Here is a 10,937-nt window from a genome sequence, read left to right as displayed (position 1 = left end):
TCAAGGGTTTATCGGAAACGCACCCCTTTTCTAGGTCGTTGATCCACAACGGGTTCTCGGAACAGTGCCCAGGTCACGGCCTGGGTGGGTTGCGCAGCCAGACGCCCAGTCAACAGATCGACAGAGCTTCAAACTGTTGCGGTGCGCGCCCAGGCTGCGGTCAGGCGCGGCAGGTAGAAGGATCGGTCGGCTGCACCCGGCTCGGCCCGCAGACGCTCCAGCAGGGTGTCGACATCGATCTCCTCGGCTGTGGCAACGCCGGCAGCGATGATCTGGGGCTCCAGACTGCGAACGACGTCGACGATCATCCGGGCGACCGCGCTGTCGGCTCCGCCACCCACGATCGAGGTGGCCATCAGCTCAGCCTCCAGTCCGGCGCCTCGGAAGAGTCCGAACAGCTGCGAGCCGGTATCCGGCTCGAACCCGCCACGGCGGAAGGTCTGCAGCATCCAGTCGAGCATCCGCAGGGCGAGGGGCGACGGAGAGGAACCGCCGTTCACGGAGAGGTCCATCTCGATGAAGGCGAGCGCGCCGCCGGGCCGCACCACCTCGGTCAGGCGGCGGATGAGGGCGGCACGCTCGGGCACATAATGCAGCACCAAGCGTCCGACTGCCGCGTCGAAGCCCTCCGGCAGAGACAGGTTCTTCGGATCGGACAGGTCACCCTGCACCGTGGCGATCTGCGAGAAGCCGGCCTGCTCGGCGCGCGCCCGTGTGGCGGCCAAAGCCTCGGGCGCGCGGTCGACGGCGAGCACCCGTCCGGTGGGGCCGACCATCTCCGCCAGCAGGAGGCTGACATCGCCGCCGCCGCAGCCGAGATCGATCACGCGCACGCCCGGGCCGATGCCGGCCGCCGCGAACACCGATCGGGTGAACGGCGCCAGCAACTGCCCCTGGCGGCTCAGGCGCACGAGCTCTTGTTGGGCGTGGCCGAGAGCGTAGTCTCCGAGGGTGTCGGACATGACGATCTCTCCGCGAGAAGACGAGCCCCATCCCGGCGGTCGAAGCAGAGGCCAGAGAGGCCGCCCGCGGCCCTCAATCCACCCGAACCTGCCGAAGTGGGCCGAAGGCCGCGTAAGGAATCCAGAGTAGGGACGAAAGGCGCCTCCAACCACCATCGGCAACCGTACCCGCGGCCGGAGGAGCCGACGCACTGTCGCAGGCGACGAGGCAGAGGGACCACTCGGATCGGAGGCTGCTCGGGCCGAGTTTGAAAGGGCCCCGGTGAGCGCGAGGGCCGAGCAAGAGCAACGCCTCCAGCCTGGGGCGAGGACGCTGATCTGGGGGTGCAACCGGAGCAGCCATGAACCCCGTCGCCATCGCCCTAATGCTGACGATCGCGCTCGGCTTCCCGGCGCTGCTCTACTTCGCGATCTCCCGCGGCCACCCCGACCTTCTGGTCGCGCTCGTGCTGGTGTTCATCGCCGCCTTCCTGCGGTGGAGACGACTGGGCTGATGGGACCTGGGTGAGGCCACTCTGGGATATTGCTGAGCCGGTCGATTGGCGTTCAGCTTTCCCGCCCTACCCTGATCTCGCGGCTCCGTTGCCGCGAACTGGACGATTCCCATGCCTCGCTCGCTCGTTGCTGTCTCGGTCGCCGTGATCCTCACGACGGCCTCTGGCTCTGCGTTCGCCCTCTCCACGAAGGAATGCTCGACCAAGTACCAAGCGGCTAAACAGGCCGGCACCCTGCGCGGCATGAGCTGGAACGACTTCCGCAAGGCGGAGTGCGCGGACGCTCCGGCCGCGGCCGCCGCACCGGTTCCGAACCCGTTGTCTCCTGCCGCGAAGGCAACCCAGCCGTCCCCGTCGGCGGCGACGACGGCGAAGCCCCCAGCGGCGCAAGCGCCGACAGCAGCCCCAGCGACCGCGGCCGCGAAGCCCGCCCCCGCCCCCGCACCACCGGCCGCGACAGGCCAAGCCGTGTCCCCGCGCGCGGTCGACCCGAAATACGCCAGCGAGCCGGCCGGCAAGGCCCGCCAGCACACCTGTTTGGACCAGTACAACGCCAACAAGACGGCCGGCGGCAGCGGTAACGGCGGCCTGAACTGGATCCAGAAGGGCGGCGGCTACTATTCAGAGTGCAACAAGCGGCTGAAGGGCTGAACCACTACCGGATTTGACTCGCCGCCCACATCGCGCTGCGGGCACGTACCACGGTGTGTGGCTGAAGCTCCGCGGTCCGCCACCGCAACGAGCCGACGCGCCGTGCTCGGCGCTGCCCCCCCAACGCGCTGTCGGCGGCTTCGAAGCGCAGCGTACAAAAATGCCCGCTCGGCTGGGCCGGGCGGGCCAAAGGTGATCGGAATGCGGCGCACAGGCAGCGCCGCGCACCGGATTGACTGGCCCGCCGTCTGCCCCGGCAACCCTGCGGTCTACGCAGGCCGAACCCTCAAAAGTCCCGACGCGAACGAGCCCGCCACGGCGAACCGGGCGGGCTCAAACTGCAAAGCTGAGCGCGACCTCAGACGAGGTGCCAGCCCTGCTCGATGACGTTCACGAGGTGGGCCTGAGCCTCGGCGCTCTCCGAGATGGACACCGCGACCTCCGCCCGGCTGGCGCCGTGCGTCAGAGCGTCCGTCCAACCCTGCAGCCCGGCGTCATCGGCGTGGCGGCCGAGAGCGCCGAGGTACAGGCTGTCGACGAAGGCGGCGTCGGTGGGCTGGACGTATTTGGTCTGGAACTCCGTCGAGGCCGTCAACACGTGTGCAAGGTCGGTGCGCGTCAGGCTCTGGGTGTCGAGGGCGCTCGACCAGGCCTGGATGCCCGCATCATCCCCAGTTCGGCCCAACACAGCCTGATAAAGATCCTGGACGTAGGTGGCGTTGTCGGCTCCCGCGTGCGCGGACTGAAACTCGAAGGAGTCCGTGAACGCGTTCGCGACCGCGGCGCGGCTACCACCCTGTGCAAGCACCGACGACCAGGCCTGAACGCCGCCGTCATCTCCGGTGCGCGCCAGGACCTGGTGGTACAGGCTGTCGACGAACTGCGCGTCCGTCAGGCCGGTGGTGTGGGCCTCGTACTCGTCGGATGCGAGGAACGCGCGGGCGACAGCCTGCAGGCTCGTGCCGTGATCGACCGCGTTCGTCCAAGTCTGGAGACCGGTCGCGTCGGGGGCTCGGTCGAGCACGCCATAGTAGAGGCGCGCCACGTCGGAGGCGGTCGGATCCGGCGCGAAGGTCGTGTTCGACGAGAGAGCGGTCAGCCCGGCCACATTCTCAGCGCTCTGCGCGAAGATCAGCGCCACGTCCGCCCGCGAGCCGCCCTGATCCAGGTACTGCGTGTAGGTGGACAACCCGTCGGGATCACCGCTGCGGTGAAGGGCCGTCTCGTAGAGCTGCTCGACGAAATCGGCATTGCCGGTCGCGCCGACATGGGCCTGCGCCTCGGCGGAGCCGAGCAAGGAGGCCGCGATGTCGTGCAGGGACGCGCCTTTCTCCACCGATCGGATGTAGGTCTCGAACCGGAGGGCGTCCGGCGCGCGATCCAGAAGAGCGTCGTAGAGCGCGTAGACCGCCTTGGCCGTGTCGCTCAGATGCGGGCCGAAGCTGCCGAAAAGGTTCTGGTTCGGCACCATGTCGAGGGTGAACGAGAAGGCCGCGCTGGTACCCTCATTCCCGGCCGTGTCCGAAGCCGATGCGGTCAGGTTGTAGGTCTGGCCGCTCCCCGTACGCAGATCAGGCAGGGCGAAGCTGAAGTTGCCCTGCGCATCGCTGACGGCGGTGCCGAGCACGGTACTGCCGTCGCGGATCGTGACCGTCGCACCGGCATCGTCCGCGCCGATCGTGCCGAGAATCGTGTGGCCATCGATGAGGTTGGTTGCCCCCGTCACGCTCGTGATGGTCAGGGTCGGGGGCGTCGTGTCGGCCCCACCAGCCGAGATATTCCCAAAATCCGGAGAGTCGAAATAAAAGGGCTGCCCGTAATTGTTGATCGCAAAAACCCGAAGCGTCGTGATTCCAGTGAAGTTGAGAGTCGTCTGTTGCGATGCATAGCTGTGCGTAACATCTGTCGGATTGTACGTAACTTGCATGGAGGCAAGAACGTTATCTGTCGGACCGAGCCCCTGAAAAACCAGAATATCGGTTGTACTGCCGGCATTCACGCCGTAGATTGAGTTGATATCAAACGTGCTGCCATCAGATGCTTTAATGTCAACATTATAGTAAGCGTTTGTTGTCTTGTAGCTCGAAAAGAACGACCCGTTGAACCCCCCATTCGTGTCGTTCGTTTGAACCGCACCAGCATTCAAAACATTGATGACAGCGTCGCCTTCGTTGCCGTCAGTGACAACAGCCACATTGATGTTAACCATTTGTTGAATCTTCGCTGATCTTGGCTTCAGAAACGGGAAGCAACAGCGATAAATTTAAGCCTAATCGTTGGATAAACGTTAAACTTTCTCGATTGCGACCCGCACGCTCCGAGTGTGCGTTGAGATTGACAGAGAATTATCACCGCAATCTCAGCCACTTCTACTGCTGCACCAGCCTGAATCTACGCTCTCGAATCTCAAGCAGAGCGGCCAAGTCGCGGCGAACCGCACAGGTCGAGCCCGGATATGACTGACCCCGCCTCGGCGGAGGGGTTGGGATGCCGAAGCGGGCTTTGCGAGGGCGAGTAGAATCGGTCCTCGTGAATGTGGGTTGCCAGCGTTGAAGATCGAAGCCGCGGGGCGTTAGGGCGACCCGTGCCGATGCGCCATCCCGTTCAGGAGCGCGAGAATGACGCATCCGGACGCGAGGTTGCTCGGGGCCGGGGGCGCGCGTTCGCCGAGCGCGGCGCTAAGACATGAAAAAGCCCGCCGCGGCGAACCGGGCGGGCTCAGCGGTTGATCGCCGCAATTCGGCTCAGGCGAGGTGCCAGCCGAGCTCGATCTGGTTGAGGTGCACGCTGTGGGATTCCGCGCTGTCCGACAGCAGCACCGCAAGGTCCGCACGCGACGTGCCGTGGTTCAAGAGATCCGTCCAGTATCCCTTGCCATCCGTGTCCGCCGGTCGGCCGAGCGCGTTCACGTACAGGGCATCGACGTAGTCGCCATTCTGCATGCCGCCGTACTTCGACACGTTCTCCGGGGTGCCGAGAAACGCCTTCGCCAGATCGCTGATGGAGCCGCCCTGATCCAGTTGATTGGCCCAGTACTGCAGGCCGCCCGCGTCGGGCGCGCGGCTCAGCATGGTGTAGTAGAGTCGCGCCACGTCCGCCGCCTGCTTGTCGGCCACGAAGACGCCGGCATCGAACGCGCTCTGCAAGCTTGAGACATGCTCGGCCGAGAAGACGAAGCTGTTGGCCACGTCGATGCGCTGGGCGCCGTGATTGTCGATCTGGTCGGTCCAGTAAGCCAACCCGCCGCCGTCGGCCGGGCGACCGAGCGTGGTCTGGTACAGCTGGTTGACGAAGTCGCCGCTGCTGAGGCCTCCGGTCCGCGTCTGGCCTTCCGGGGAAGACAGGAGCAACTGGCCGAGGTCTCGCGCGGATGTGCCGTGATCGAACCGGTCCGCCCAGTATTCCAGGCCGCCGGCATCCGGAGCGCGTCCGAGCAGGCCTTCGTACAGCGCGTAGACCTGCCCGCCGGCGGAGCTCACAGTCGTGGCAACATGGCCGAAGGAGGAGGCCTGAGGCGCGACGGTCAGATCGAACGATCCGTCCGCGAACTTCGCGACCTCGACGCCGCGAAGCGTGTCAGTGCCGTCGCGCGCTGCGTTCGCATCGACGACCGTGAATTCGATCTGCCCATTCGCGCCGACGTGGCTGGAGATGGTGTAGTCGGACCGATTGCCGCTGAACACCGCGGTATCGCGCCCCTCGCTACCCAGAACGGTGTCGTTCCCAGCGCCGCCGGTGAGCGTGTCGTCGCCGCCCCAGGCATCCAGCACATCGTTGAAGGCCGAACCCACGATGGTGTCGGCGCCGGCAAAGACGGACTTGTTCACCGTGACCGGGCTCTGCGACATGTAGATGGCGGCTTGTTCCATCGTAATGGCGAAGCCGCTCATGGCGTAAGCGGCGGAGCCATTCTTGAACACCGTCGCAGACGTGGTCGTGCCTGAGATCGGAAAGCCGGATTGGTAGGCTAAGTCAGAGCCCGTTAGATCGATGCGGGTGTTTGCGTCAACGACGGCGGTGAAACCCGTCGCGGTCTGGTTCGTATAAGTGGCGGTCTTGTAATATCCATACAGATCAAGCGTGGGCGCATCCGCGGGCTCGAAACAGATAAAAGTCGTCATTGTTCCCCCTCAATCTACAGTTTCAGCAGCAGGACAGCAAAACGATTGTGGCCAGAATTCTAGCGACGCATACTGCTGCGGATCCGCTCGTGGCGGAGCGAGAACAGGATTGTCCCGCTCCAGAACTCACTCACGAGCGGTAGCACTGATTTCAGCCCCCGAGAACCCGACGCTTGTCCGTCATGTCCAATATCGATTCTCAAAACAGCGCACCGTTGCAGAAACCCAACAATTCGATTGAAATCGGAATTTGTTCTTATCGACAAAAGAGTGGGCTTTACAGCACTTTATCAGAACCGAAAAGGTATTTGAGTCTCTATTTTGCAAGTCTTAGACATTTGTGGACTAGGGATGCAGGATATAAATTCTGCCAGAAGCCAGAGGACTCGGAGTTCGTTAAATGAGACTGCGAAGCTCAATAGCGCAAGCGGTTCAGCCGGTGCCGGAAGAGCCTGCGCGCCAAACATGAAAAGCCCCGCGAACCGTGAGGTCGCGGGGCTTTGTCGGTTGGCTATGCGAGATCGAGCGGGCTGACCCGTTATGACCAAGCCGGAGGAGTGTCACGGTCCAAAATGCCGCTTCACCCTGCTTGCCCATGGCGCTGTTGCGCAACCATACCGGTCGACGGGTTCAGCTGACGCGGCCAGAGATAAACGATGCAACCGGTGTTTTCGGACCAATCTTCATGAGGGATGGCCGATCAACTGCATTCGCTTTGAGCCAAAAGCCTAGATCTTACCCTCGAGCCCCATCTGGTAATACTTGTGCATGATCTTATCCTGGTTCTCGAGCAGCCAGTCGATCGACGGCTCGTTGGTCATGGCCTTGCGGATCGCCTCGGTCATGCCCTTGCGCTGAATCTCTAACAGCGCCTTGTGGTCGACCGTTTCGGCCTGGATCACGCCCGGGCTCAGCCAGACCGAGCAGATGATGCCGAGATCATTGACCCGGTCCTTCGGCAGGTAGCCGGCCCGCACCGCGTCGAGCACGCCGTTGGCGATAGCGAACTGCACGGTGCCCATCAGGATCGAGGTGTATTTCGACTCCGTGACGCTCACCTTCGACACGCACAGCGTCACCGGGCGCACCATGATGTCCGTGTTCAGGAGCGCGAAGACCCGGCTGTGCCCGACGACCTGATCGCCCGTGAGGGTGGCGATGGCCGTGCCCACCGGACCGTCCAACTCACCGATGATGACTTCGGGCTCGGAGGCAGTGTTGGGGGACCGCCCGCCACGAGGGCCTCGCCGGCGCGTAGGATGATGCGTTCGCTCATGCTCGGTATCCGTCCTGATCAATCCGCTCGCTGACCGAGAGCCGATCAGCGCGGCCGGGGTGTCTCACATGTCCCTGAGGTGGGTCCACCCCACCTCCGGAACACGCCGCTGTGCTGTCCCGGCTTGCTCTCCCTCAGGGCCCATTGCCACCGCAAATGCGAATAGAGCGCAGCCACGCATGAAGCATGGCCCACGGGAGAGCCGCACCAATCCGGTTGTCTCGAGCACCCCGATTGACCGGACGATAGTCGGCCAGGCGCACGCTGCAGATGGCTGAACAATCACGAACGAAGCGCGCCAAGCGTTCACCCGGCCGAGGCCCCAGTCGATCTCGAAAGGACACCGCACACCACAGGGTGTGCGGCGCGCGTCCTTGAGCATCAGGGCCGCCTGAAAGATCATCCTCGTCGTCGCACCCGAGGAGATCCGCAATGTCCGGCAATCCGACCTCGTATTCCTGGTTCTCTTTCCCCTTCTACGCGCCCCTGAGCGGGTCTGTCAGCCAAGACATCTCCCAACACCTCTATCAGGGCGTTCCCGAGATCGAGGCCGCAGTCATCAGGGAGGTTGCAAGTTTCGGACGGCAGCTCGGGATCATCTCAGAGGCCCTCCTGGAGCTTGCCGACACGCTCGCTGCGGACCCGCAAGGCAAGGAGAGATCCGCCCTGTCCGCCACTCAGCTCGCAGACGACGGACCGCCGCTCGAGAAGCTCCGCAATTTGGTTTCCCAAGTTAGGGAGGTGAAAGTGCGGCTACGAAGCGATCGTCGAGCGCGACGCAGAACGTGCGCTCGAGCGCCTGAAGCGGCTCGATGCCAGCGCTCCCGAGAAGCTCGCGGCGCGTTTCAAGCCGTGATGCGAAGCGGCCAAAACTTCAGGCCGCCCTCGCGTCAGCATCCTCAGCATGCCACGCAAGCGACAGGCCGAGAGACGCCGTCACCACTACCTCGTCGCCGGGATCCCTGACGATGATCCGTAGCTTCTGATCGAGGTACTTCCGAGGATTGTCGATCGCGATCTCGCAGAGGGCACGAAGGGCTTCCTCTGAAACGGCCGACACCTCAGCACAATCGACACCCTCATGGTCGATGATGGAAGAATGAGCCTCGTGCACATCAAAAAAATAGCGGGCCATCAAAGCGCTCTCGCAGGCTGGTCTGCGCATAGGGATGAAGTTCTGGGAATGCGTCGCGATCGAATCGGGCGCCGCGCTCGACCTAAGTAAAATCTCACCTCAATTCAACTTGCGAACATGCCGAGATTGCGTATGACACCATACGTACAATTGTCGAGAGTGCGCCTCTTACGATCACAGGAAGTGTAATTTGCTTGGATCTGCAATGGTTTAGATGTAAACCATCTCTTCCGGCATGAGCGGAGTCCTACGGCGTGCGAGTGCGCATTCGCACGGACGTGTGGCCCGCGCGCCGCGGCTGAGCGATGCATCCTGGACCGGGCTTGGGCGCAGACTCCATCGTGCCTCTCCAACGCTCGGCGTCACGACCATGGCTTGCGTCCTCATTGCGTCAAAGCAGGCCCAACGACCGGCTCCCCGCACCGTCGAGACCGCTGACTCGTTCCTCTGGCACCTTCGATCGTAGGCGAGAGCCCGACGCCGAGGCCGGTCGCGCCCAGTCCCGTCGCGTTCCGCACCCACGGTGGTCGGACCTCCGGCTGCCCTTTCGCGGCCATAATGCGGAGGCCCGATCCCGACGCGTGCAGAGTGATCCAGCCTCGCAGGATCGGAGTAACCTATGCCCTTCATCCGCGCCCTCGCACCGAGCGCTGTCCTGGTCTGCCTGATTGTGGCGGCTCTGCTCATGCTCGAAGATGAGGTGTCTGGACGGCCGCCAGAACCTGCTTCGCGAGCGGAGCAACCGGCGATCAGCCCGCGGCAGGCTGGCGACGACGAGGCCGACTTCACACGCTGGACCGATCCGCCGCGCCGCTCCGCAGATCGACGGCGGGAAGCTCTGGCTATTAGTGACGAGCCTGCTGAAGATTGAGGGAGGCGCCACCGTCTCACAGAAGGCGGTGGTGCATGATGGACTGCCCACGATCGGGTCACAGGATCAGCACCGCGCGCTGAAGTGGTGCGGGGCAGCCCACGGCCTCAGTCATGCCGTCCGACGCGCGGCTTCGCGCCTCGAACGCGAACACCCTTTGAACAACACAGCCGTTAGCTGCCGAAGCGTCGCAGCATGACCGCAGCCCTGGGACACCGCTGGGAGAGATCAACCTCGCACCGGCCTCTCCCCCTCTGTTTCGGCCCGGCGGGCCTGCCGGAGGATCCCACCGCTTCGACAATCGGCGCCTCGGTCGTGGATGCGGTCGGAGTGCGGTTGCGCGGGATCCCGCCGCACTGGGACGGGCTGGACGAGGCGACCAGCTCACTTGACCGCGCGACACGTCGTATCGGCCCACTGCCGCACCCCGATCGGCCCGGTCTCGCACGCCACTCGTGGCGCCCCTTTGCTATACCGAGCCGACGCACGGCAGGGCTGTTCTACGATTTGCTGCAAGCGCACAGTCCCTGGCATTGCACAAGCAAAAAAGAACGCAGCTCCCTTCCTGCGTAGAACTTTATAGCGATGGATCTACGTCTTTGTGGCAGTTGTCACTCCACCCCGCCGACCGCAGTTTGGAGAAGACGTTTTCAGAGACTCCTGAGACTTAGTCTGCGTTTCGGGCGGAGCACCAGCCATGATCGCGCAAGATTTTCCCGGCGCGGACGATGAGATCGTCTACGCGGTTTTCGATAGTTTGAATGGTCGAGCTCCAAACCCAGGCCGAGTGCTCGACCGAATGTGGGATGTGACTGGTTCCGACACCGCCCATAAAGCTGTCGATCTGATCGAACAATACTTCGAGTCACGACAAGGTCAAGATCATTACGGAGATCTCAATCGGCGCGAGTACGTCGAACATCTCTATGAGGACGTACTCGACCGCCCCGCCGATAGCACCGGCCTGAACTACTGGATCGCTGCGCTTCGAGCGGGTTCGGAGCGCGCCGAGGTAGCCATGCACTTCGTGCTGTCCGAGGAAAACTTGGCGAAAATCGGCGGGGTGCTCGCGGCAGGTGATGTGGCGCGCCTCTACCATGGCCTTCTGGACCGAGCGCCGGATGCGGAGGGCCTTCACTACTATCGCGATGCGATCGCGCATGGGAGTACCCTGAGCGACGTCGCCGAGATGTTCCTGAACTCAGCGGAATACCGAGCCAACCACGTGGGCTTGAGCGACACGGCCTACCTCCAGAACCTCTACGAACATGCTCTCGGTAGGCAGGCCGAGAAGACGGGCCTCGAGTTCTGGGAGGGGCAGTTGGGCCACGGCGCCTCACGCGCCTCCGTGGCGTCCGCCATCGCGGACAGCGTCGAAGCCCATTATCACATGGCCAGCCAAGTCGCAGAAGCCTGGCATATCTGAG

8 protein-coding genes and 1 pseudogene are annotated in these 10,937 nt (G+C 63.6%); 4 read left to right on the top strand and 5 right to left on the bottom strand.

Translation table 11 applies throughout. The features are described 5' to 3' along the window. Nucleotides 1–128 precede the first annotated feature (128 nt). Nucleotides 129–962: a class I SAM-dependent methyltransferase gene (locus DK389_RS15905; RefSeq protein ID WP_162560667.1), complete on the bottom strand. Its 834-nt coding sequence runs from the start codon at nt 960–962 to the stop codon at nt 129–131. Between the two features lie 341 nt (nt 963–1,303). Between DK389_RS15905 and DK389_RS33445 the strand changes: the two genes are divergently transcribed. Further along, a complete protein-coding gene (locus DK389_RS33445; protein WP_194075082.1) occupies nt 1,304–1,456 on the top strand; it encodes a hypothetical protein in 153 nt (50 codons plus the stop codon). A 111-nt stretch (nt 1,457–1,567) separates the two neighbouring features. After that, on the top strand, nt 1,568–2,107 hold the full coding sequence (locus tag DK389_RS15900; RefSeq protein ID WP_109890999.1) for a hypothetical protein: 540 nt from the start codon (nt 1,568–1,570) through the stop codon (nt 2,105–2,107). Nucleotides 2,108–2,465: 358 nt separating this feature from the next. Here DK389_RS15900 and DK389_RS15895 read toward each other — a convergent pair whose 3' ends face one another. From DK389_RS15895 to DK389_RS15875, 4 genes and pseudogenes are all read right to left on the bottom strand, one after another. Beyond that, complete coding sequence (locus DK389_RS15895) at nt 2,466–4,316, bottom strand: DUF4214 domain-containing protein (RefSeq protein ID WP_109890997.1); 1,851 nt, start codon at nt 4,314–4,316, stop codon at nt 2,466–2,468. Between the two features lie 535 nt (nt 4,317–4,851). After that, nucleotides 4,852–6,228 carry a DUF4214 domain-containing protein gene (locus DK389_RS15890; protein WP_109890995.1) on the bottom strand — a complete coding sequence of 459 codons (1,377 nt, stop codon included), beginning with the start codon at nt 6,226–6,228 and terminating at the stop codon, nt 4,852–4,854. Nucleotides 6,229–6,956: 728 nt separating this feature from the next. Continuing rightward, a pseudogene (locus tag DK389_RS15885) lies at nt 6,957–7,504 on the bottom strand (formaldehyde-activating enzyme). An 874-nt stretch (nt 7,505–8,378) separates the two neighbouring features. Continuing rightward, complete coding sequence (locus DK389_RS15875; RefSeq protein ID WP_109890993.1) at nt 8,379–8,639, bottom strand: DUF6894 family protein; 261 nt, start codon at nt 8,637–8,639, stop codon at nt 8,379–8,381. Nucleotides 8,640–9,258: 619 nt separating this feature from the next. Between DK389_RS15875 and DK389_RS32425 the strand changes: the two genes are divergently transcribed. Together DK389_RS32425 and DK389_RS15870 are read left to right on the top strand one after the other, a co-directional pair. Continuing rightward, nucleotides 9,259–9,510 carry a hypothetical protein gene (locus tag DK389_RS32425; RefSeq protein ID WP_162560666.1) on the top strand — a complete coding sequence of 84 codons (252 nt, stop codon included), beginning with the start codon at nt 9,259–9,261 and terminating at the stop codon, nt 9,508–9,510. Between the two features lie 697 nt (nt 9,511–10,207). Further along, entirely contained in the window at nt 10,208–10,936 is a 729-nt protein-coding gene (locus DK389_RS15870) for a DUF4214 domain-containing protein (RefSeq protein ID WP_109890991.1), read from the top strand. Nucleotide 10,937: the final 1 nt, after the last annotated feature.

Origin of the sequence: Methylobacterium durans, assembly GCF_003173715.1 — a bacterium.
Lineage (GTDB): Bacteria > Pseudomonadota > Alphaproteobacteria > Rhizobiales > Beijerinckiaceae > Methylobacterium > Methylobacterium durans.
This window is presented reverse-complemented; position numbering and strand designations above follow the sequence as displayed.

Bases quoted from the DNA above. Each gene is read 5' to 3' on its own strand.
- DK389_RS33445 (WP_194075082.1), top strand. From the start codon at position 1,304: ATGAACCCCGTCGCCATCGCCCTAATGCTGACGATCGCGCTCGGCTTC.
- DK389_RS15895 (WP_109890997.1), bottom strand. From the start codon at position 4,316: ATGGTTAACATCAATGTGGCTGTTGTCACTGACGGCAACGAAGGCGAC.
- DK389_RS32425 (WP_162560666.1), top strand. From the start codon at position 9,259: ATGCCCTTCATCCGCGCCCTCGCACCGAGCGCTGTCCTGGTCTGCCTG.
- DK389_RS15900 (WP_109890999.1), top strand. From the start codon at position 1,568: ATGCCTCGCTCGCTCGTTGCTGTCTCGGTCGCCGTGATCCTCACGACG.
- DK389_RS15870 (WP_109890991.1), top strand. From the start codon at position 10,208: ATGATCGCGCAAGATTTTCCCGGCGCGGACGATGAGATCGTCTACGCG.
- DK389_RS15875 (WP_109890993.1), bottom strand. From the start codon at position 8,639: ATGGCCCGCTATTTTTTTGATGTGCACGAGGCTCATTCTTCCATCATC.
- DK389_RS15905 (WP_162560667.1), bottom strand. From the start codon at position 962: ATGTCCGACACCCTCGGAGACTACGCTCTCGGCCACGCCCAACAAGAG.
- DK389_RS15890 (WP_109890995.1), bottom strand. From the start codon at position 6,228: ATGACGACTTTTATCTGTTTCGAGCCCGCGGATGCGCCCACGCTTGAT.